17 protein-coding genes and 1 pseudogene are annotated in these 21,358 nt (G+C 65.3%); 5 read left to right on the plus strand and 13 right to left on the minus strand.

Annotated elements, in window-relative coordinates; translation table 11 throughout:
* Positions 1-46 precede the first annotated feature (46 nt).
* Together JJJ16_RS04370 and JJJ16_RS04375 are read right to left on the minus strand one after the other, a co-directional pair.
* Positions 47-1,195, minus strand: a complete 1,149-nt coding sequence (locus JJJ16_RS04370) for an alkaline phosphatase family protein (RefSeq protein WP_219751517.1) — start codon at positions 1,193-1,195, stop codon at positions 47-49.
* Complete coding sequence (locus tag JJJ16_RS04375; protein ID WP_219751518.1) at positions 1,188-1,724, minus strand: DUF5998 family protein; 537 nt, start codon at positions 1,722-1,724, stop codon at positions 1,188-1,190. Before JJJ16_RS04375 ends, JJJ16_RS04370 begins: the two co-directional genes overlap by 8 nt.
* Positions 1,725-1,791: 67 nt before the next feature.
* On the opposite strand from JJJ16_RS04375, the gene JJJ16_RS04380 reads away from it, so the two are divergent.
* A complete protein-coding gene (locus JJJ16_RS04380; RefSeq protein ID WP_219751519.1) occupies positions 1,792-4,269 on the plus strand; it encodes a DNA topoisomerase (ATP-hydrolyzing) subunit A in 2,478 nt (825 codons plus the stop codon).
* A 140-nt stretch (positions 4,270-4,409) separates the two neighbouring features.
* Here the strand turns inward: JJJ16_RS04380 and JJJ16_RS04385 are convergent, their stop codons facing one another.
* The 5 genes from JJJ16_RS04385 to JJJ16_RS04405 all read right to left on the minus strand — a co-directional run bounded on the left by JJJ16_RS04385 (position 4,410) and on the right by JJJ16_RS04405 (position 11,322).
* On the minus strand, positions 4,410-5,360 hold the full coding sequence (locus JJJ16_RS04385; RefSeq protein WP_219751520.1) for a PfkB family carbohydrate kinase: 951 nt from the start codon (positions 5,358-5,360) through the stop codon (positions 4,410-4,412).
* The gene (locus JJJ16_RS04390; protein ID WP_219751521.1) at positions 5,353-6,819 is read right to left on the minus strand and encodes a sugar porter family MFS transporter; all 1,467 of its coding nucleotides are present in this window, start codon (positions 6,817-6,819) and stop codon (positions 5,353-5,355) included. The genes JJJ16_RS04385 and JJJ16_RS04390 overlap by 8 nt, the downstream gene beginning before the upstream one ends.
* A 217-nt stretch (positions 6,820-7,036) precedes the next feature.
* On the minus strand, positions 7,037-8,059 hold the full coding sequence (locus tag JJJ16_RS04395) for a GNAT family N-acetyltransferase (protein WP_219751522.1): 1,023 nt from the start codon (positions 8,057-8,059) through the stop codon (positions 7,037-7,039).
* 18 nt (positions 8,060-8,077) lie between these two features.
* A complete protein-coding gene (locus JJJ16_RS04400; protein WP_082632895.1) occupies positions 8,078-9,016 on the minus strand; it encodes a GNAT family N-acetyltransferase in 939 nt (312 codons plus the stop codon).
* Positions 9,017-9,201: 185 nt separating this feature from the next.
* Complete coding sequence (locus JJJ16_RS04405) at positions 9,202-11,322, minus strand: DNA gyrase/topoisomerase IV subunit B (protein WP_219751523.1); 2,121 nt, start codon at positions 11,320-11,322, stop codon at positions 9,202-9,204.
* A 235-nt stretch (positions 11,323-11,557) separates the two neighbouring features.
* On the opposite strand from JJJ16_RS04405, the gene JJJ16_RS04410 reads away from it, so the two are divergent.
* Positions 11,558-11,773 carry a hypothetical protein gene (locus tag JJJ16_RS04410; protein ID WP_219751524.1) on the plus strand — a complete coding sequence of 72 codons (216 nt, stop codon included), beginning with the start codon at positions 11,558-11,560 and terminating at the stop codon, positions 11,771-11,773.
* 384 nt (positions 11,774-12,157) lie between these two features.
* Positions 12,158-12,652, plus strand: coding sequence for an ATP-binding cassette domain-containing protein (locus JJJ16_RS04415; protein ID WP_318836534.1), 495 nt, complete (start codon positions 12,158-12,160; stop codon positions 12,650-12,652).
* Between the two features lie 93 nt (positions 12,653-12,745).
* On the opposite strand, the gene JJJ16_RS04420 is transcribed toward JJJ16_RS04415, so the two are convergent.
* The 3 genes and pseudogenes from JJJ16_RS04420 to JJJ16_RS04430 all read right to left on the minus strand — a co-directional run bounded on the left by JJJ16_RS04420 (position 12,746) and on the right by JJJ16_RS04430 (position 14,778).
* Positions 12,746-13,033, minus strand: coding sequence for a ribbon-helix-helix domain-containing protein (locus JJJ16_RS04420; protein ID WP_219751525.1), 288 nt, complete (start codon positions 13,031-13,033; stop codon positions 12,746-12,748).
* Positions 13,030-13,317, minus strand: a complete 288-nt coding sequence (locus JJJ16_RS04425; protein WP_219751526.1) for a hypothetical protein — start codon at positions 13,315-13,317, stop codon at positions 13,030-13,032. Before JJJ16_RS04425 ends, JJJ16_RS04420 begins: the two co-directional genes overlap by 4 nt.
* Before the next feature lie 150 nt (positions 13,318-13,467).
* Positions 13,468-14,778: pseudogene (locus tag JJJ16_RS04430) on the minus strand (ISL3 family transposase).
* A gap of 238 nt (positions 14,779-15,016) precedes the next feature.
* Between JJJ16_RS04430 and JJJ16_RS04435 the strand changes: the two are divergent.
* On the plus strand, positions 15,017-15,703 hold the full coding sequence (locus tag JJJ16_RS04435; protein ID WP_219751527.1) for a hypothetical protein: 687 nt from the start codon (positions 15,017-15,019) through the stop codon (positions 15,701-15,703).
* Positions 15,704-16,015: 312 nt separating this feature from the next.
* A complete protein-coding gene (locus JJJ16_RS04440; RefSeq protein ID WP_101602518.1) occupies positions 16,016-17,326 on the plus strand; it encodes an ISL3 family transposase in 1,311 nt (436 codons plus the stop codon).
* A 63-nt stretch (positions 17,327-17,389) separates the two neighbouring features.
* Here JJJ16_RS04440 and JJJ16_RS10175 read toward each other — a convergent pair whose 3' ends face one another.
* From JJJ16_RS10175 to smc, 3 genes are all read right to left on the minus strand, one after another.
* Positions 17,390-17,512, minus strand: a complete 123-nt coding sequence (locus JJJ16_RS10175) for a ribbon-helix-helix protein, CopG family (RefSeq protein ID WP_225904988.1) — start codon at positions 17,510-17,512, stop codon at positions 17,390-17,392.
* On the minus strand, positions 17,513-17,668 hold the full coding sequence (locus JJJ16_RS10180; protein ID WP_225904989.1) for a hypothetical protein: 156 nt from the start codon (positions 17,666-17,668) through the stop codon (positions 17,513-17,515).
* A gap of 104 nt (positions 17,669-17,772) precedes the next feature.
* Positions 17,773-21,354 carry a chromosome segregation protein SMC gene (gene smc / locus JJJ16_RS04450; RefSeq protein ID WP_219751528.1) on the minus strand — a complete coding sequence of 1,194 codons (3,582 nt, stop codon included), beginning with the start codon at positions 21,352-21,354 and terminating at the stop codon, positions 17,773-17,775.
* Between the last annotated feature and the right edge of the window lie 4 nt (positions 21,355-21,358).

Consider the following 21,358-nt stretch of genomic DNA (forward strand, 5'->3'; position numbering starts at 1 on the left):
CGCTCACTGATGTGAGCGGCCGCTTCGCTTATGTCCCGTAGTCGTCTTACGACAGGACGATGACAGGGATGCGCATCTCCGTCGAGGTGAGCGAGCCGTGGACGCCCGGCATCGCGATCGCCGAGGCGCTCTGGGTCCGCGAATCCACAATGCCGCCGTTTCCGCGGGCGAGAACCAGCAGGTCGCCGATGATCGAGGCGCCGTCTCCGGGGCCGATGAGCGCGCCCATCTGGTCTCGTGAGAGGATCCAGGCGTTCTCCCCCAGGGCGTCGCGCCAGCGCGCCTCCACGTCGGCGGCGTGGCCCTCCTGCGCGTGCACGTGCACGGCTCGTGTCTCGCCGGCGACGATGCGCACGCCCTCGCGCAGAGCGGGCGTCGCGGCAACGTCCACGAGGGCGGAGTGCTCCACGTTGATCATGCCGTGGTCCGCGGTCATGACGGTCCGCACGCCAGCGGGCAGGCCACGCAGCAGCTCGGACAGCCCCGCGTCGAACTCTTCGAGGCAACCGATCCACGCATCGGACCCGACGCCGGAGCTATGGCCGGCGTGGTCGATCTCGGACCAGTAGAGGTAGACGACGGGCGTTCCCGCACGCAGCTCGCGCAGAGCTGCACTCACGCGGTCGCTGAGTGACTCTGCGGGCACGTGGCGTGCTCCCCGCAGCGCCGCTCCCGTCAGCCCGGAACCGGCAAAGCGCGCGGGCGAGATGACGGCGGAGGACACGCCCGCTGCGGCGAGGCGCTCAAAGTAGGTGGGCGTGGGCTGCCACTCGGTGGGCGCCGGCCCACCCTCCATGGCCAGCAGGTTCATGACGCCGCCGCCGTAGGCAACGGAGAAGCCCACCATGTTGGTGGCGCCAGGGCGCGCACCCGTGCCGAAAGCCGTGATGGCCGCGGCCGTCGTCGAGGGGACGACCGTGTGAATCGAGCGAATATCGTCTCGCACGCGGCGCAGCGTCGGAGTGTGCCCCAGGTGATCCTGGATCAGCTCGTATCCAAGCCCGTCCACGAGGATGAGAAGCACCTGCTCAGCCCCGGCCTCGATCCCGAGGGCGCCGGCCGCCTGTGAGGAGGCACCGGGCAGGGAGGTATCGATCGACGAGAGGGCGCCAGCGATGACGTCCGTGATGACCGGATCCCCCGCGCCAGGCAGGTCGGCCCCTGGCAGGTCCAGCGTCAGCTCCCGCTCACTCACTGCGCGTTCCCATCAGGTAAGCGAGGTGATCGACGAAGACCGCTGCCTCGTCGAGAGCATCCTGCCCGTCGGCGGCAGCGGAGATACGGAAGGTCATGTCGTCGGGGAAGGACGTGCCCGCCAGGCCATGATCGGCCATGCAATTCGGGTCGTCGCAGCGTGCGGGCTCGAGCTCGAGGCGGCGCGCGCCCTTCAGGTCCAGGGCGATCGTCATCTCGGACAGGCCGCTCGCGTTCTCGGGGTCCGTGTAGACCTCCATCGTGGAGTACCCGGCGATGTCACCCACGCGGTGCACGGCCGTTGCGATCGTCGCCGAGCCGCCGTCCATCTCATCAACGTGCAGCTGGACGATGGCGCGGTCCGTCAGCGAGGCGACCGTGAGGTGCCGGAAGACCGATCCACGGTCGAAACCCGTATCCACCTGGCACAGCGTCGCGAGCGGCTCCGCTGCGCCCAGAGCGCGGCGCAGCGCACGCTGCACGGCCTTGGGGTAGAAGCCCCCACGTTCGATACGGGTCCATGTGTCCATGCCCCAATTGTGCCCCGAAGCGGCGCGCCAGTCGAAATGAGCGCCAAGCCGCGCAATAATTGCGCGTATGGCTAAGAAGGACCAGGTCGTCGACATCCCTGAGAAGGACGAGAACATCACAGAGATCGACGTGTCCGATGAGATGCGTGGGTCCTTCCTGGAGTATGCCGTCTCGGTGATCTACGCTCGCGCGCTCCCCGACGCGCGCGACGGCCTCAAGCCCGTGCAGCGCCGCATCCTATTCCAGATGGACCAGATGGGGCTGCGCCCCGACAAGGGGCACGTGAAGTCCCAGCGAGTCGTCGGCGAGGTCATGGGTAAGCTCCACCCGCACGGCGATTCCGCGATTTACGAGGCCCTGGTGCGCCTCGCGCAGCCCTTCAACCTGCGTGTGCCGTTGGTCGATGGGCACGGTAACTTCGGCTCTCTCGACGACGGCCCGGCCGCCGCGCGTTACACCGAGGCGCGCATGGCGCCCGCCGCGCTGGACCTGGTGACGGGCCTGGATGAGGACACGGTCGATTTCGTCCCCAACTACGACAACCAGTTCATGCAGCCGGACGTCCTGCCGGCGGCCTTCCCCCAGCTCCTGGTCAACGGCGCCTCGGGCATTGCCGTGGGCATGGCGACGAATATCGCCCCGCACAACCTGTCGGAGACGATCGCTGGTGCCATCCACCTGCTGGATAACCCATCGGCATCCGTCGCCGACCTCATGCGCTACATCCCCGGTCCCGACCTGCCCGAGGGCGGCGTCATCGTCGGCCTCGAAGGCATCAAGGAAGCCTACGAGACGGGCCGAGGCGCGTTCAAGACCCGCGCGAAGGTCCAGATCGAGCGCGTGACCGCCCGCAAGATGGGCATTATCGTCACGCAGCTGCCCTACATGGTCGGCCCGGAAAAGGTCATCGAAAAGATCAAGGAGAACGCGAACGCGGGACGCCTCAAGGGCATCTCCTCGGTCCAGAACCTCACCGACCGTATCCACGGCCTGCGCCTAGTTATCGAGGTGAAGAACGGTTTCAACCCCGAGGCCGTGCTCCAGCAGCTCTACCAGCGCACGCCGTTGGAGGATTCCTTCTCGATCAACGCGGTGGCGCTCGTGGGCGGCCAGCCACGCACGCTGGGCCTCAAAGAGATGCTGCAGGTCTTCCTGGATCACCGCCTGGACGTGACGACTCGTCGCAGCCGTTTCCGCCTGAAGAAGTGCGAGGATCGCCTGCACCTGGTCGAGGGCCTGCTCATCGCGATCCTGGACATCGACGACGTTATCGCCATCATCCGCTCCTCCGACGACGCGGAGATCGCGCGCGAGCGCCTCATGACGGCGTTCGACCTGTCCGAGGCCCAGGCCAACTACATCCTCGAGCTGCGCCTGCGTCGCCTCACGAAGTTCTCGCGCATCGAGCTGGAGACCGAGCGCGATGAGCTGCTGGCGAAGATCGCCTCGCTACGCGAGATCCTGGAGGATCCGGAGCTGCTGCGCGCGCTCGTGAAGAAGGAGCTGCGCGAGGTCTCGGATCGCCTGGGTACGCCGCGTCGCACGCTGCTGCTGGCCTCGACGGGCACGCCCGTGGGAGCGGCAGCCGCGGCCGCCGACGATGCTGCGCTGGCCGCACTGCCGTCGGTGTCACGTTCCGGTAAGGGCCTTGACCTGCAGATCCCGGACGACCCGTGCGTCGTGGTCCTGTCCTCCTCGGGAGCTCTCGCCCGCGTCGAGGGCGGGGAACCCCTGGAGCCCGGTCCACGCGCGGCGTCGGACGGCTGGCGCGTGCAGCTGCCGTCGACGGCCCGCTCGCAGGTGGCCGTGGTGACGGAGGACGGCGTCGCCCACCGCATCGACGTCGTGGATCTGCCGGCGCTCCCCCGCTTCGAGACGGGCTTGTCGCTCGCCGGCGCCATGCCCTCGTCGCTCCTCCTGCACACGGACGTTCCCGCCGTGGGTCTGCTCGATCCCGAGGGCACGGACGTCGTCGCGATGGGCACGGCTCGCGGCACGGTCAAGCGCCTGCGCCCGGACGTACTGCAGCGCGACGAGTGGGAGGTCATCGCCCTGGAGGACGGCGACCGTCTCGTGGGCTTCGATCGATGCTCGGACGAGGCGGACCTGGTGTTTATTTCGTCGGACGCGCAGCTGCTGCGTACTCCCGCCGCGAAGGTGCGCCCGCAGGGCCGCACTGCCGGCGGCATGGCCGGCATGAAGCTCAACCCCGGGGCCGAGGCCCTGGGATTCTGGGTGGTCGAGGCTCCCATCGATGCTGTGGTGGTGACTGTGGCCGCCGCGCTGGGCGCGCTGCCGGGCACGGGCCAGACGACGGTGAAGGTGACGCCTTTCGAGTGCTACCCGTCAAAGGGCCGAGGCGGTCAGGGTGTACGCTGCCAGCGCTTCCTGCGCGGCGAGGATCGCCTCGATATCGCGTGGGTCGGCACGAAGCCGGCACGGGCCGCGTCCGCGGACGGTTCGCCCGTTGAGTTGCCCGCAGAGGACGAGCGCCGCGACGGCTCGGGTGTGCCGATCACTTTCGCAATCGCATCGATCGGCTGACGTGCCCTCCTAGTCATGACGGTGGGGTGGCCGGGAATTGTCCCGGCTACCCCACCGCTTTCTCTGTCGTCATTCTGATATGGGTGTGGGCCCAGCCAATCGGCCGGGCCCACACCCATCAGTTGAGGATCGCTCCCCCGTCAGCCTCGCAGCGTCTTGTCTGCTGCCAGGATCTCGTTGACTTCCTCGCGCGTGGGCGAGTAGGCGCCCTGGTAGAGGATCGTGATGCCTGAGGTGATGATGCCGCGGTGGATGGCGGGCAAGATCTGGTCCCACGAGGCCTCGCGCAGGCGCTGCTTCGCCTCGGCCGAGCCCAGCAGACCCGCATCCACCAGGCCGGAGATCAGGCCGGCCATGAGAGAGTCGCCAGCACCCACGGTGTCCACCAGCTCGACGTCGAGGGGATCGACGACGAGCATGTCGCGCTCGGCGGCGGTCTTGATGTAGACGCCCCAGGGGCCGCGCGTGCATAGGATCAGGGAGGGACCGGACTGGGACCACTCGCGCAGGACATCCTCGACGGGACGACCCGGGTACAGCCACTTCAGATCCTCGTCCGACGCCTTCACCACATCCGCAAGGGCCACGATCGCCTCGACGTGCGGGCGGGCCTCGTCGGGGGTTCCCAGCAGGGCGGGACGGATGTTCGGGTCGTAGGACACGGTGCCGCGGATGGCCTGGCGCTTAACGGCGGCCAGCACCTTGTCGGCGCCCGGCTCGACGACGACCACGTAGGAGCCGGTGTGGACATGCCCGACGGTGTCCGGGTCCTCGACGGCGGGAACGTCCCACGTCAGGTCGAACTCGTAGGTGGCGTGACCCTTCTCGTCGACGGCCGCGTGGGCGACCGTCGTGAACTCGGCGCCGTCGCTGCCGGGCGTCAGGGTGACACCGGCGGCCTCGGCATGGGCGCGCACCTTGTCGCCGCGAGCGTCGCGGGCGAACCAGGTCGCCAGCTCGGATTCGTGGCCGAGCCGGGTCAGGCCGGCGGCAACGTTGAGCATCGATCCCCCGACAACCTCGACGGGTTCACTGTGTGGGCGGGTGATCTCATCGATGAGAGCTTCCCCGATGTTCACGATTCTAGTCATTCGTCAACCCCAGTTTCTCTTCCATTTCTTCGAGCGGAATGCCCTTGGTTTCGGGCATCACCTTCAGGACCCAGAATAGCTGACCGACCATCGCGAGGAAGAAGATCCCGAACGCGAAGCCGCCGCCGAGCTTATCCGTGAGGACCGGGAAGGCGTACGTGGTGATGAAGGCGAACACCCAGTGCGTGAGCGAGCCCAGGGACTGGCCGCGGGCACGCACTCGGTTCGGGAAGATTTCGGAGATGAAGACCCAGATGACCGATCCCTGACCGAAGGCGTGGGAGGCGATGAAGCCGAGCAGGCCGAGGAGGATGAGCCAGACGGGAGCGGCGCTGCCCTCCTGGAAGACGCCGCCCTCGTAGGCGAACATCATGCCAGCGAGGAAGCCGAGGGAGATCAGATAGCCGATCGATCCGACAATCATGAGCTGGCGGCGGCCGAGCTTGTCGATGACGGTCAGGGCGGCCATGGTGGCGATCAGGTTCATGAGGCCGACGATGACGGAGCCGATGTAGGGGAAGGCGTCACCCAGCACGGCGGCACCGCCCGCGAGCTTCATGACCTTGGGGGCGTAGTAGAGGATCGCATTGATGCCCGAGAGCTGGTTGAACATCGCGATGCAGAAGGCCATGAGGATGACCTTGCGGTAGCGGCGCGTGAAGAAGGCGACCTTGCCGCCGGCGGCGTCCTCGGCGATCTGCGCCTTCATTTCGCAGATCTGCTCGTCGCATTCGGCTTGAGAGGCGGTGAGACGCTCGGAGATTGTGACGGCGCACTCTTCCTGTCCATGAGCCAGGAGCCAGCGAGGAGTCTCGGGCACGGTGGCCAGGAAGATCAGGAAGAAGACGGCGGGCACAGCCATGACGCCGAGCATCCAGCGCCACGCGGTGTCTTCGTGCGCAATTTCGCGGATGACCGCGTTGGAGGCGTAGGCCAGGAGGATACCGAAGACGATGTTGAACTGGACCAGGCCGACCAGGCGTCCGCGCACGCGGGCGGGGGCGATTTCGGCGGTGTAGATGGGAGCGACAACGGAGGACAGTCCGACGCCGACGCCGCCCAGGAAGCGGAAGATCATGAAGAAGGTGATCGGGAAGGCGGACGAGGCCGAAACCGTGCCGTCAGCAGCTGTCACCAGGGTAGGCACAGGCGCCAGGGCAGTGGCCAGCGCACCCACGCCGAAGAGAATGCCGATCCAGAAGAGGATGGGTTTACGGCCAAAGCGGTCGGCGAGTTTACCAGCGACGATAGCACCGACGATAGTGCCGATGGTTGCGATCGCAACGATCATGCCTTCTCCCGTGGAGGACAGGGCATAAAGCTCGGTGAGTTTTTCTTCCGCACCCGAGATAACGGCTGTGTCAAAGCCGAAGAGCAGGCCGCCGAGGGATGCAACGATGGCGCTTCGAATGACCAGGGGAGGAATGGATCGAGACGGTGATGATGACTGAGATGTCATGCTGGCTCCGCACTGTGGGAGGGGACGCGCAGGGCGCCGAGGCCGTTCCTGCCTCTGTCGCGAGCCTAAGAAATCAATTGGTCGGACGATTAGGACCTAGGGAGCACTTATGCGAAAACTGAATAGAAAACAGGACGAAAAGCACCCACGACAAAAGAAAAAGTAACGACGGTAACACAAGGGGATGCGCGGAAACGTCCACCATGCGAAACGACAGTCAGATCTCGATGGCGTAGAGCCTGGTCTGTCCCACCGTGCGGAAGCCGAGGTAGTCATAGATGGCGAGAGCACCGGTGTGGTTAGCAGACCCCACGCCCGTGCCCGCGCGATCCATGCCGTCGCGCTTCTGCGCCCACATCGACGCCAGGATCAGCGCGTCAGCAACGCGGCTCTCGCGCCACTGGGACAGGACACCCAGCTGGTCGATGTACCCCTCGCGCCAGCCCAGAGCCGCCCAGTCCTGCTCGTAACGCGATGCCAGCAGGAAGCCGGCAACACGGGGACGATCGCCCGTGCGGTCGACGGCGACGAACGACCATTCGGGAGCGAAGGCCGTGCGCCCCTGCATCCACTGCTCCTGGGTGAGCGGGGGCCGACCCCACTCGGACTCGTTGAGGCGGTTCGCCGCGCGCAGGGCGGGTTCCTCCCACTGGGGACCCCAGGCCTCGATACTCATGTACGAGCCCAGGTCAGGAACCTGCGGAAGACCCTCCAAGGACGCGCGCAGCTCGTAGTAGGTGCGCGTCCAGCGGAAGCCGTGCACCTTCAGCTGCGCCTCGAGGTCATCCTGGCCGGTCTCGACGTGACAGGTGATCTGAGCGGGAGCCTCCCCCTCGACCTCGGACAGCATCTGGCGGGCAGTTCCCTCCTGCCAGTCGACGATCGCGTTGCCGAGGCCGATACGCCGAAAGTCGGGATCCACTCCCCCGACGCACACACACTCCACTCGCCCAGGGAAACGCAGGACCACCTGAGCGAAGGCAACGATGCGACCCGCTGCGATACCCCTGCGGGCAATCCCAACGAGGCCTCGCCACTGGGAGGCACCCGAGAGCATCTCCTCGACCTCGTCCGGGCTGGTGCGATACGGCGGGTTGTCACGGGCCTCCATGCGGGCGAAAAGCGCGGACAGGCCATCGTGGTGGGCAGCCGTCAGCGACTCCCATTCGATCCCATGATGTTCGCCCGGGAAGGGGACGAACTCGGGGGCATTTGCTCGCTGCGCGAGAGGAATGCTCATGCTCGCCTCCTTCCGTCCCTACTGGTCGATCGTGTAGTAAACCTCGGCGGCTTCGTCCACGAAGCCCAGGTGTTCGTAAATCTTATGCGCTCCGTCCGGGCTCGACATGTCAACGTCGAGGCCAATGCGCGACGCGCCAGACGCGGACGCTGCGGCAACGGCGTGACCGACGAGGGCGCTCGCAATGGAGCGTCCACGGTGCGCCTCGGCGACGCCGAGCAGGTAGATGTAGGCCTCCGGACGGCCCGTAGCCACCCAGCGCTGCGCGGGACGGCCGGTGATCGCGTAGCCAACGACCTCACCCTGAGCATCCACGGCCACGAACGACCAACGCGGGTCGAAGTGGTTCATCGCGTCGTCCCACCACAGGGCGCGCAGGGGCGAACGGAACGACTGCTGGAAGGCCTCCATGTGGATGGCACGAACCTGGTCCTGCGGAACCTCGTTCCACGGCAGGATGCGATATCCGTGGCGCGCGGGCACGGGGACCTCGCCACCGGCCAGGTCGCGGTACATGACCTGGTACGTGCGCTTAGCGAAGAAGCCGGCCGCAATGTAGAGGCGGCGACGATCGGTCATGTGCGCGTCGACGAGGTTCGAAATCGAGGCAGGAACCTCAGAATCGGCTCCAAATTCCTCGACGAGCATCTGCCTGGCGCGCCCGTCCTGCCAGTAGAGCAGAGCCCGGCCCACGCCTCGGCCACGCCAGTGCGGGTGAATGAAGGCACTGACGACGGCGGTCGCGGCCTCGTGAATGCCGCGCAGCACGCGCACGGACGCCACCGCGCAGATGTTTCGCTTCGCGTCCAGGCCGACGATCGTGTCCACCCAGTCGCGCCCGTTCTCGCCCTCCATCATGTCCGCGATGTCGTCGACGGAGGTGCGCCGAATGGCGTTGTCGTCGTCTTCGATCAGGGAGATAAGCGCGTACACGGCGGGGGCATCGCGGCCGATCATGGGCCGCCAGCGCAACCCGAGGTGATTGCCCGGGTACGGGACGGACCCGGGCGGCGTGAGTCGCTGCGCAAGTCCTGTCATGGCAGATATCCTACCGGCTATTCGGGCCTTTAGTCACACTGGCGCTTGACATTTGGTCAACGCGCGTGAACGTTTGTGCAGCGCGCGGGGAATTTTGCCCGTGATTACGCGTCGATGCGCGTACGATCCAGCCCCGCGGATTCCTCGACAATGAACTCCTTGCGCGGACCCACGGTCGAGCCCATGAGCAGCTCAAACACGTCCTCCGCCTGGCGCAGGGCTTCCTCGTCGGCCAGCGTGATGCGACGCAGCGAGCGGTGAGCCCGGTCCATCGTGGTCTCAGCCAGCTGGTCGGCGTCCATCTCACCCAGGCCCTTGTACCGCTGGATGGGTTCCTTCCACGTGCGACCCGAGCGACGCAGGGCGGCGAGCTTACGATGCAGCTCGTCCTCGGAGTAGGTGTAGATGTACTCGCGCTTCTTACGTCCCTTACCCGCGACCTCGATGCGGTGCAGGGGCGGGACGGCGGCGTAGATGCGGCCGGCCTCGACCATGGGACGCATATAGCGGAAGAAGAGGGTGAGCAGCAGGGTGCGGATGTGCGCGCCATCCACGTCGGCGTCGGTCATGAGGATGACCTTGCCGTAGCGAGCCTGAGACAGGTCGAAGGTACGGCCCGAACCCGCGCCGATCACCTGAATGATGTTGGCACACTCGGCGTTGGCCAGCATGTCCGCGGTCGAGGCCTTCTGCACGTTGAGGATCTTTCCTCGAATCGGGAACAGGGCCTGGTAGTGGGAGTTGCGCGCGGCCTTGGCCGTGCCCAGGGCGGAGTCACCCTCGACGATGAAGAGCTCAGTCTCCTCGACGTCCTCGAGGCGGCAGTCCGCGAGCTTGGCGGGCAGCGAGGAGGTCTCGAGCGCATTCTTCTTACGCGAGATCTCCTTGTGCAGGCGCGCGGAGACACGCGCCTTCATCTCGCCGACGACCTTCTCCATGAGGAGGGAGGTCTGCTGCTTGTCGTCGCGCTTGGAGGAGGCGAACTTGGCCTTGAGCCAGTCGGAGACCACGCGGTTAACGACGGTGCGGATCTGGGGAGTGCCCAGCGTTTCCTTCGTCTGTCCCTCGAACTGAGGCTCGGGGAAGCGCACGGTGATGACGGCGGTCATGCCGGCCTGGACGTCGTCCTTTTCGGGTCGCCCGTCCTTCGCGCCGACCTTGAGCTTGCGCGCGTTCTTGTCGATCACGGTGCGCAGGGTCTTGAGGACCGCCTGCTCGAAGCCAGTGACGTGGGTGCCGCCCTTGGGGGTGGCGATGATGTTGACGAAGGACTGGACGGTCGTGTCGTAGCCGATACCCCAGCGCAGCGCGATATCGACCTCGCAGGTGCGCTCGACCTCGGTGGCGCGCAGGTGCCCAGTCTCGGAGTCCAGGGCCTGCACGGTCTCGTTGTAGCTGCCCTCGCCCGTGATGTGCCAGGTGTCGGTGACAGGGCCGTCGGAGGCCAGCCAGTTCGCGAAGTCGACGACGCCGCCGTCGAAGCGGAAGCTCTCGTGGAGCTCCTCCTCGCCGCGCTCGTCGTAGCAGTTGATGGTCAGGCCGGGCACGAGGAACGCGGTCTGGCGGGCGCGCGCCAGCAGGTTCTCCCAGGAGAAGCCCTCAGTGGCCGGGAAGATCTGGAAGTCCGCCCAAAAACGCACGCGCGTGCCGGTCTGGGTTTTCTTCACCTTGCCGACGGTCTTGAGGGTCGAGCCGTCCACGAAGGGCTTGAAGGGCGAGTTGGGGGTGCGCTGCTTCGAGTCGTCGAATTCGCCGGGCTCGCCGCGGCGGAAACACATCTCGTGGGTCTTGCCGCCACGGTCGACCTGCACGTCGAGGCGGGCCGACAGTGCGTTGACGACGGAGGCGCCGACGCCGTGGAGGCCACCCGAGGCCGCGTAGGAGCCGCCGCCGAACTTACCGCCGGCGTGGAGCTTGGTGTAGACGACCTCGACACCCGTCAGGCCCTGTCCAGGCACGATGTCGACGGGGATGCCTCGGCCATTGTCGGCGACGGAGGCGGAGTGGTCGGGGTGCAGGCGCACGTCGATCGTGTCGCAGTGGCCTTCCAGGGCCTCGTCGACCGCGTTGTCGATGATCTCCCAGAGGCAGTGCATGAGGCCCCGGTGGTCGGTCGAGCCGATGTACATGCCGGGGCGCTTGCGCACGGCCTCGAGCCCCTCGAGGACCGAGAGGTGCCGTGCGTTGTAGTCGGATGCGTCGGTAGGAGTCACGATGTGCATCATATGTGGCTGGGCGCTCGTTTGTGGCCAACGGTGCGCGTGGCGCAGGTTCTGGGACGCTTTCCACGATTGACGAGGCCGGGGCCAGAACGCGCTGGTGGGTGCCGTTTCGGAGGCTCTTGGTGCTGTCGTTGGAGTGATTTCCACTCCCCGTTTCATTGTGTCGGCGTGCGGGCGGTCGATTGCGCCCCGGGTGAACAGGGGTGCGCGGCGTGGGGTGATGGTGTGTGATGGAAGCATGAACGCACAGACTCTTGAACGCCCCGTACTGGACGAGCCGCAGCTGAATGCGGCGAATCGTTGCGATGCCTGCGGCGCTCGCGCCTGGGTTCGTGCGACGATGCCGTCGGGTGGCCAGCTCTACTTCTGCGGCCACCACGCAAATGAGCACCTGCCCTCGCTGGTGGGCGCTGGCGCGCAGATCCTGGACGAGCGTCATTTCATGAACGACTGAGAGCGAGCCTCCCGCAGCGGTGGGACGCACGGCTTGCAGGCGCGGGCGGGGACCGACGGGGTCCTCGTCCGCGTTTTCATACTCGAACCGCCGTTGCTATGAGGCAGCGGGCGCTGCATATTGCTGGCAAGGTGACTGTGCGGCTTTGTGCTGCGGCAAAGGCACTGTACTAGATCATCACATGTCGTCAGCGGAGGAAGCCCCTGCATCAAGGGCGCGCGGCCGCCCACACTCCACCAGGCGGATTAACGTGCGCATGTGTGGGCCCGCACTCCACCGATTCCCCCACACTCTTTTGGATAGGAAACGCAGTTCTGGATAGCTTATTAACCTATCCAGAAGCTCATAACCTATCCAGAAGGCCGCATCCTATCCAGATCAACAATCAGCAATCCCGGCAATAATCTCGCTCCACGACGAACGACACTACGTAGCCTCGACAAAAGCCGGTTGAACGAACGACCAACAACGTGCACACAAGCCCACCCCTACATGCGTATCGGCGATCAGCTCGAGCTGGTCGCCAAGCTCAAGGGTCAGAAGGACAAGGCCGCGCGTCAGGCCGAGGTCCGTTCCCTCATGCAGGACCTGGGTATTGAGGCCTCCTACGCCAAGTACCCGCGCCAGATGTCAGGCGGCCAGAAGCAGCGGGCGGCGATCGCTCGCGCCTTCATCGGAAACCCGCAGCTGATCCTGGCCGACGAGCCGACCGCGAGCCTAGACCCGGATCGTGGCCAGGAGATCGCCCAGCTGATCTGCAAGGAAGTGAAGTCCAAGAACAAGAGCGCCATCATGGTGACGCATGATCGCTCGATCCTCCCCTACGTGGACACGATCTACGAGCTCACGCACGGCACGCTAACGAAGCTCGAGTCCTGAGAGCGGCGGGCGCCCCAGGCACATAGAAGCGGCGGCATCGGTGGGGATCTCCTGGGCATTGCGGCAGGAGATCCGCACCGCTTTGTGCAATTTTTATGCTTTCAGCGCCAGCAGGCCGTCAGAGATGAAACGACGAACGAGTTCACTGCGAGTTTGTCCAAGTTCTCCTGCCACCTCGTCGAGCTCGCGGACTAAGGATTCGGGCAGGCGTGTGCCGACCGGCATTGTGTCCTCGCCGAAGAGCTGCGGACGCCCCGGGAGGACCTTCCACGCTCCGTCACATTCACCCGCTTCGAAGCGCTGCGCATCTGCTTCAAGATCGGCGTCGGTAACGGTGATCCCTCCCGCGAGACGATAGGTCCCCTCTTGCTTCCTGCTCATTGTCCTCTCCTCTCAGGTCCAAATATTTCTGTCATCATTTTCTTTGAAGGTGGAGTCATCGCGTGATAGATGAGAATGCTACCGTCTTCCTGGAGCGCGGCGAGGAGCTCTAGTAGCCTCCCATTCCTGTCGTATCCCAGCGCTGCGTACGCAGGCCAGTACGGTGAGTCCACGCGTTCGGCGCATTCGACCGCATACACCCAGGCGTGAATCGCATCTTCGTCGGTGATCTCAGGATGGCGCACACTCACTCGTGGATGCACAACAACCGGCACGTCCATCATTGCCTCACCTCCCCCGCGCCCATGCCAGGAATTTCGTTAACAAAATTCTAACGCTGTCCTCACGGGAACGCTGGCCAATGAAACCAATGATCGATCAAAGCCAGAAACGGCGACCACCGCCCCGAAAGGGCACTCCCCTAATCCGGCTCTTCATAATTGGGGGTGTAGTTGGGGTCTGAAGCCTCCTGTTTCGAGGAGTGCTCGGGTGATGTAGTTGGTGAGGTTTCGGAATCCGACTGCGGAGCCGCGTAGGTGTTCGAGGCGGCCGTTGATGGCTTTGGTGGGGCCATTGCTGGTGTGGGGATGATTGAAGTAGGCCAGGAAGTCCCTGGCTTGGCGTTTGAGTGTCCTGCCCAGCGTCACGAGCTCGGCCAGGCCCCTCGGTACGCGTGTGGAGGTCAGTGTGTTGATTTCGGCTTGCATCAGGGCCTTACCACGGATTCTGTTGGGATCGCGGTAGGCGTCGATAATACTCTGGCAGACGCTCCAGGTGACTTCGAGGGCAACGTGGCAATCGCTGGCGAACAGGTCGAGGATCTGATGCTGCTGACACGCGGCGAGTCGGCAGGATCTGGTGTGTAACATCCTGCGGGCCTTGTACAGGGGGTCGGTGGCACGCCCGCGCCGATGGTGAAGTTCTTGCTGAATGCGTCTGCGGCACTCATCGAGAGCATCACCGGCAAGGTGCACGACGTGAAGGGATCCATGACCGCCCTCGCGCCGGGGAGTTCTTCGGCGGCTGCGCTTTTGAAGCCGGTGAATCCATCCATCGCGACGATCTCAATATTCTCGCGCCAGGTGTTGGGCTGGGAGGCCAGCCAGGTTTTGAAGACCTGCTTGGAGCGACCCGGGACCATGTCCAAGAGTCGGGAGGGGCCGCTGCGTTCTCGGATGGGTGTCAAGTCCAAGATGACGGTGACGTATTTGTCGCCGTAGGGGGTGTGGCGCCACACGTGTTCATCCACCCCGATGACACGCACGCCATCGAACCGAGTTGGATCATTGATCAGTAGACGCTGGCCTTGACCCAGGACAGCGGTGTTGGCGGCTCTTCCAGGACACACCGAGGGCCTGGGAGATACGCGCCACCGTCACATGATGAACGACCAGCCCAGTGAGCGCCCAGCGCACCGCTGCGCGCGAGAGCTTGGCGCGCGGATCGGCCGCTTGGCTCATATCTTGACGCCACACGTGAGCACACTCCGGGCACCGGTAGCGGCGCACGCTCACATGCAAGATCGTGGGACGCCACCCGCAGGGCTCATGCGCCAAGCGCCTGACCACCGTGTCACGACAAATGCCCTGGCACCCGCAGCGTCGACACCACCGGTCCTCACCAGCAATCCGGCAAGCCGACACTGCATGGTCTGCCTCAACGCGCTGGCCCGTCACTTCCAGGCCCAGGTCATCCAGGCGCGTGAACGCGCTCAGGTCAGGGCGATCAAAGGTAGTATTGGCCATGTCGAGGTCTTTCAGATGGACGGTGTAGCAATCTCCATCATCGGAAGACCTCGACCCCTACCCGGCCATGACACGCCCAACCCCGCCCACAACACCTACACCCTCAAATGCGAAGAACCCTGAAAGATGCGTATGATATCTATAAGAGTCAGCCGGCTATGCTAGCTGGCACTCCTCCAGTATTGAAGGCTGGGGAAGCATTGGATGGTTCTCATAAGATAGCTGCAGGGAAACATTAATGAGCGCTGTTGAAGACGGACTCCTCGGAGGGCTTATCGTCGCCCTGATACCGGGCTACCGTATTAAGCTCGGCAAGCCCACGCTGAATAAGAGGCAGAAAAGACCCATCCTGGCATATATCTTTTTCTGGCTTGTAACTATCCTCGGGTTTGTTGGTGCACCGCTTATTTGGCTATCTCTTGGTCGGTGGGATGCCCAACCAGGAACAGAAAATTTCACCGTTGCGATTTCGGGCCTTATTTTTAGCATCGTGTCTCTTGGTCTGCTGGGTGCTATTCCCCTGAATCACTGCTACGCCTTCTACCTCGAACTGCGTGAGGATTGCGTGCGGTGGCGTAATTGGCGGTGGAAAGAACGCACCTTCACCTACCCCTCCATCACGTTTGCCCACGTGGAGAACAACGGCAAGAACGGGTTCTTGCGTATTGGTAGCACTGAGATGGGTAAGCGCACCTGCAGCTTTGACCCGTACCAGTTTGATGCGACGATCCTGATGGCCCAGGTGCTGTACCGTGATGATCACGGGCGTTGGGCTGAGGAGGACGGCCTGGATGTGATGAGCGTGGTGGGGATGTATGGCTCTTCGCAAGATATTTATGCCCAGTTTTATGACTTGTGCGATACGAAGTATGTTGTTGGGCAGACGAAGAGTGAGCGTCAGGTGCGTCGAGGCAAAGTACAGTAAGTCTTCCGAGGACTGAGACTAAAAATAAAAGCCCCTGGGCTGAGATGAACTACACCCTCAATTATGAAGAACCCGTAAAGTCCAAGACAACGGTGACGCACTTATCGCCATAAGGAGTCAAACGCCGCACATGCTTATCCACACTGATAACACTGCCGACTTCTAGCGGCCATGCGGATCCTGTAGGATAAGAGGCTCTTCATAATTGAGGGTGTGGGGGTGGTATGCGGGGTTGGGCGTGTCGTGGCCGGGTAGAGGTCGAGGTCTTCCGATGATGGGGGTTGCGACACCGTCCATCTGAAAGACCTCGACATGTCCAATGCTACCTTTGATCGCCCTGATCTGAGCGCCTTCACGGGCCTGGATGACCTAGGACTGGAAGTGATGGGTCAACGTGTAGGAGACGATCGGACCGTCTTGGCCTGCAAGGTAGTGGGTGAGGATCGGTGGTGCCGACAGTGTGGGGGTGAGGGCGTCGTACGTGACACGGTGGTCAGGCGCTTGGCTCACGTACCCTACGGGTGGCACCCCACCATGTTGCACGTGAGCGTGCGCCGCTACCGCTGCCCAGAGTGTGCTCACGTGTGGCGTCAAAACATGAGTGCAGCGGCCGACCCGCGTGCGAAGCTCTCGCGTGCGGCGGTGCGCTGGGCGCTGGTGGGCCTGGTGGTCCATCATCTGACGGTGGCGCGCGTCGCCGACGTATTGGCCGTGTCGTGGAACACTGCCAATACCGCGATCTTAGGTGAAGGCCAGCGCATGCTCATCGATGATCCTGATCGTTTCGAGGGGGTGCGTGTCATTGGCGTGGATGAACACGTGTGGCGACACACCCCATACGGGGACAAATACGTCACCGTCATCTTGGACTTGACTCCTATACGTGACCGTCGTGGTCCCTCCCGGCTCCTGGATATGATTCCGGGCCGATCCAAGCGGGTTTTCAAAACCTGGCTGGCCTCCCAGCCCGACACCTGGCGCGAGCGCATTGAGATCGTCGCGATGGATGGATTCACCGGCTTTAAGAGCGCCGCCGCCGAAGAGCTCCCAGACGCGAGGGCGGTCATGGATCCTTTCCACGTTGTGCGCCTGGCCGGTGATGCTCTCGATGAGTGCCGCAGGCGCATTCAGCAAGAACTTCACCATCGGCGCGGGCGGGCCACGGATCCCCTGTACAAGGCTCGCAGGATGTTACACACCAGATCTTGCCTGCTCACCCCACGCCAGCAACACCAGCTAGCCGATCTGTTCGCCAGCGATTGCCACGTCGCACTCGAAGTCACCTGGAGCGTCTACCAGAACATCATCGACAGCTACCGCGATCCCCACAAAATCCGCGGCAAGGCCCTAATGCAAGCCGAAATCAACACACTGACCTCCACGCGCGTACCCAGGGGCCTGACCGAGCTCATCACGCTGGGCAGAACGCTCAAACGCAGAGCCGGAGACATCTTGGCTTACTTCGATCATCCCCACACCAGCAACGGTCCTACCGAAGCCATCAACGGCCGCCTCGAACACCTACGCGGATCCGCACTCGGATTCCGAAACCTCAACCACTACATCACCCGAGCACTCCTCGAAACCGGAGGATTCAGACCCCAACTACACCCTCAATTATGAAGAGCCGGATAAGAAGCGTCTGTAACCGCACAGTGGCAGACGCTCTTCCTCAACCTAACGGATTCAGCACATCAAGCCCTCAGAAATGAAACGACGAACGAGCTCACTGCGCGTTTGTCGGAGTTCCCCTGCCGCCTCGTCGAGCTCTCGAACTAAGGATTCGAGTAGGCGCGTGCCGACCGGCATTTATTCCTCACCGACAAGCGTCCGGCGCTCCGGGATGACCTTCCACGCTCCGTCATATTCGCCCGCTTCGAAGCGCTGCGCATCTGCCTCAAGATCGGCGTCGGTAACGGTGATTCCTCCCGCAAGACGATAGGTTTCTTCTGGCTTCTTGCTCATTGCCTTCTCCTCTCAGGTCCAAAAATCTCTGTCATCATTTTCTGTGAAGGTGCGGCCATCACGACCAGAAGTAACGGCTCCATCAGCGCGAGAAGGCCACTCCCCTAGTCCGCCAAGCGCTGGGACACCACCGTCGTGACGCCGTCGCGCATCGTGACGCCGTAGAGGGCGTCCGCGATCTCCATCGTGCGCTTCTGGTGGGTGATGACGATCAGCTGCGAGGTTTCCTGCAGCTCCTTGAAGATGGCGAGCAGGCGCGTCAGGTTCATGTCGTCCAGGGCGGCCTCGACCTCGTCCATGACGTAGAACGGGGACGGGCGTGCCTTGAAGATCGCGACCAGGAATGCGATCGCGGCCAGGGAACGCTCGCCGCCCGACAGCAGCGACAGGCGCTTCACCTTCTTGCCCGCGGGCCGAGCTTCGATCTCGATGCCGGTCGAGAGCATGTCGTCCGGGTCGGTGAGCACCAGGTCGCCCTGGCCGCCTGGGAAGAGCACGCCGAACACGTGCTCGAACTGCTCGCGCGTCTCGGCGAACGCCGACGCGAAGGCCTCCTCCACCAGGCGATCCACGTCCTGCACGATGCGCAGCAGATCCGCCTTCGACGCCTTGAGGTCTTGGACCTGATCCACTAAGAACTTGTGCCGCGAGGCCAGCGCCTCGTGCTCCTCGAGCGCCAGCGGGTTGACGCGCCCCAGCTTCTCCAGGTCCTTCAGCGCCTTGGCGAGCGCGCGTTCCTGCTCGGCGCGCACGTACGCGCTCGGCTCGGCGGCCGCGGCCTTCTCGACCTGATCGGGGTCGATCGGCAGCATCGGCACCAGCATCTGCGGCCCGAACTCGGCGAGCAGCTGCTCGGGCTCGAGGGACAGCTCCTCCAGGGCGCGCCGCTGCAGGTCCTCGACGCGCAGGCGCGTCTGCTCTGCGGCGATCTGCCCCTGGTGGGCCGAGGCCGTGGCCTCCGACAGCTCGGCGCTCAGCCGATCCAGGGCGCGGCGGGCGTCCGACACCTCCTGGGAGACCTGGGAGCGCCGCTCGCTCAGGCGGTCGCGCTCGGCGGTGGACTGAGCCAGGGCTCGCTCGGCGGCCTCGAGGGCGACGCGGGCGGCCGCCTCCACGTCCGAGGCCGTGGCAAGCTCCGTCTTTCGCGCGGCCTCGCGCCGGGCGTAGCGGGCGCGCTCCTCGCGCTCAGCGGCGGCGGCCTGGCGCAGGGAGCGGGCACGGGAGGCGGCGCGCCGCGATTGCTCTTCGAGGGCTCGCAGTGATAGGCGCGCCTCGTTTTCGGCCTCGCGGGCCTCGCGCGCGGCGCGGGAGGCTGCATCCGCGCGGGCCTGGGCATCTTCGAGGGACTCGGGCGGGCCGACGGTGTCGGCGCCGTCGAGGCGTGCGCGTGCGGCCACGTCCTGCTCGCGGGCCCACGTCACCTGTTCGTCGGCTCGGCGGGCCACGTCGTGGGCGCGCTCGGCCTCGGCTCGGGCGGCCTGCGCTGCCGACTGGGCGCGGGCCAGTTCCTGGGCTTCCTTAGCGCGCTGCGCGTCTTCCTCACGCAGGGCCTTCAGGGCATCGTTTGCCTCGCGGATGCACCGGTCCAGGTGGGCGTTTGCCTCGCTGAGTTGCTCTGACACCTCGGCCATGCGGGCACCGGCGGACTCTGCCTGCGCGCACGCCTCCTCGTAGTCTGCGCGCACGGAGAGCACGGAGGAGGCCTGGCGGCCACCCTCCACTGACCAAGAGCGCAGCACGTCGCCGCCCGACGTGACGACGGCGCGCACGCCGGGCACATCCAGCACGTCAGCGGCGACCTCGAGGGAGCAGGCAACGACCCCGTCCAGCAGCGACGCGAGGGGCGCGGCGGCCCCCTCGCAGGTGACGACGTCGGACAGCCACGTCGCGCCCTTGGGCAGATCGGCGCGGATGGCCCCGCTGGTCCCATCCACGGCACCGTCAGAAGGACCGGAAGAATCAGATGACACGACCAACCGCAGCGAGCGCCCGGCGGCGCGCGCGGCGTCCAGCTCGCCCAGGCCTCGGGCCAGGGAGTCGACGACGACGGCGTCGGCGAAGGGGGCCAGCGCGGCGGCGACGGCATCCTCGAAACCGGGGGTGACGTGCAGGAGGGGCGCGACCTGGCCGAGCACTCCCGGTCGTCCCAGCAGCTCGGCGGTGCCGTCCTCGGGGGCGAGTAGCTGCTCGAGGGCATCGCGACGCGCCTCCCAGCGCGCACGGTCAGCGCGGGCCTCGCGTTCGACGCCGAGCAGCTCGTCCACGCGGGCGCGTGCGGTGTCGCGGCGGGCGGAGGCCTCGGCGTGTGCGCGGGCCGCTCCCCCGCTGGCTTCGTCCTCGGGCGAGGCTCCCTCAGCGACGGAAGCGTCCCCGGAGCTCACAGACGACGCGGGCACGGCTTTCTCGGCGGCCTCGGCGCGCTCCTGAGCCGCACGGTAGGCGCCCCAGGCTCGGTCGGCCTCGGCGATCGCGGCCTCCAAGCGAGACGCGGCCGTGGAGGCGTCGCCCGTCAGGCGCGCGACCTTCTCGCGGTGGTCGGCGATGACGCGGTTGACGCGGGCCAGCTCGCGGGATGCGGAATCGTCGGCGTCTTCCGCGGCCTCGCGCACGCGAGTCGCGGACGTCAGCGCAGAGCGCGCGGCTTCGACCTGGCCGGCCAGGGCTGCGTCCTCGGCGCCGGCGACGCGGGCACGCTCGTCGAGCACGTCGGGATCCTCGCCGCCCGGGGGCAGCTCGGGGGTCGCCCGCAGCGAGACCTTCTGGGTCGCGGCCATGAGCGTGCCGCGCAGGCGCTCGGTGATTGTGGTCAGCGACTGCCAGTCGGAGGAGGCCTGATCGAGCGCCGGTGAGGATGCCCGTTCGGCTTCCTCCAGCCGTGACAACTCGGCGCGCGCGGCGGCTATCTGCTCCTCGAGCGAGGCCCGGCGTGCGGCGGCCGACTCGTCCGATGCCTCGAGCACGGACAGCTTCGACAGAGCCGATGCGAGGTCGTCGGCAAGCAGGCGGGCCTTCGCGTCGCGCACGCGCGCCTGAATGAGGGACGCGCGACGAGCAACCCGCGCCTGGCGGGCCAGGGGACCCAACTGGCGGTGAATCTCGTTCGTCAGGTCCAGGACGCGCACGAGGTTCGCGTCCATGTCGGCCAGCTTCTTGAGCGCACGCTCCTTACGCCGGCGATGCTTGAGGACTCCCGCGGCCTCTTCGATGAAGCCGCGCCGCTCCTCGGGCGTAGAGGACAGAATCGCGTCGAGCTGCCCCTGGCCGACGATGACGTGCATCTGACGGCCCATACCCGTGTCGGAGAGAAGCTCCTGCACGTCCAGCAGCCTCGCCGGAGTGCCGTTAATGGAGTATTCGGAGCCGCCCCCGCGGAACAGGGTGCGGCTGATCGTCACCTCGGAATACTCGATGTCGAGCAACCCGTCGGTGTTGTCAATCGTCAGGTCCACCTGGGCGCGCCCCAACGCGGCGCGCCCAGATGTTCCCGCGAAAATCACGTCCGCCATTTGCCCGCCGCGCAGCGCGCGGGCACCCTGCTCGCCCATAACCCAGGCGAGCGCGTCGACGACGTTGGATTTACCCGACCCATTGGGGCCGACGACGCACGTGATGCCCGGTTGGAGGGCAAGCGTGGTCGCACTGGCGAAGGACTTAAAGCCCCGCAGCGTCAGGTTTTTGAGGTACACCCTT

It is taken from the genome of Schaalia sp. ORNL0103, from assembly GCF_019429565.1.
Lineage (GTDB): Bacteria > Actinomycetota > Actinomycetes > Actinomycetales > Actinomycetaceae > Pauljensenia.

Bases quoted from the DNA above. Each gene is read 5' to 3' on its own strand.
- JJJ16_RS04440 (WP_101602518.1), top strand. From the start codon at position 16,016: ATGTCCAATGCTACCTTTGATCGCCCTGATCTGAGCGCCTTCACGGGC.
- JJJ16_RS04435 (WP_219751527.1), top strand. From the start codon at position 15,017: ATGAGCGCTGTTGAAGACGGACTCCTCGGAGGGCTTATCGTCGCCCTG.
- JJJ16_RS10175 (WP_225904988.1), bottom strand. From the start codon at position 17,512: ATGCCGGTCGGCACGCGCCTACTCGAATCCTTAGTTCGAGAGCTCGAC.
- JJJ16_RS04400 (WP_082632895.1), bottom strand. From the start codon at position 9,016: ATGATCGGCCGCGATGCCCCCGCCGTGTACGCGCTTATCTCCCTGATC.
- JJJ16_RS04425 (WP_219751526.1), bottom strand. From the start codon at position 13,317: ATGATGGACGTGCCGGTTGTTGTGCATCCACGAGTGAGTGTGCGCCAT.
- JJJ16_RS04385 (WP_219751520.1), bottom strand. From the start codon at position 5,360: ATGACTAGAATCGTGAACATCGGGGAAGCTCTCATCGATGAGATCACC.
- JJJ16_RS04420 (WP_219751525.1), bottom strand. From the start codon at position 13,033: ATGAGCAGGAAGCAAGAGGGGACCTATCGTCTCGCGGGAGGGATCACC.
- JJJ16_RS04380 (WP_219751519.1), top strand. From the start codon at position 1,792: ATGGCTAAGAAGGACCAGGTCGTCGACATCCCTGAGAAGGACGAGAAC.
- JJJ16_RS04405 (WP_219751523.1), bottom strand. From the start codon at position 11,322: ATGATGCACATCGTGACTCCTACCGACGCATCCGACTACAACGCACGG.
- JJJ16_RS10180 (WP_225904989.1), bottom strand. From the start codon at position 17,668: ATGAGCAAGAAGCCAGAAGAAACCTATCGTCTTGCGGGAGGAATCACC.
- JJJ16_RS04375 (WP_219751518.1), bottom strand. From the start codon at position 1,724: ATGGACACATGGACCCGTATCGAACGTGGGGGCTTCTACCCCAAGGCC.
- JJJ16_RS04410 (WP_219751524.1), top strand. From the start codon at position 11,558: ATGAACGCACAGACTCTTGAACGCCCCGTACTGGACGAGCCGCAGCTG.
- JJJ16_RS04395 (WP_219751522.1), bottom strand. From the start codon at position 8,059: ATGAGCATTCCTCTCGCGCAGCGAGCAAATGCCCCCGAGTTCGTCCCC.
- JJJ16_RS04390 (WP_219751521.1), bottom strand. From the start codon at position 6,819: ATGACATCTCAGTCATCATCACCGTCTCGATCCATTCCTCCCCTGGTC.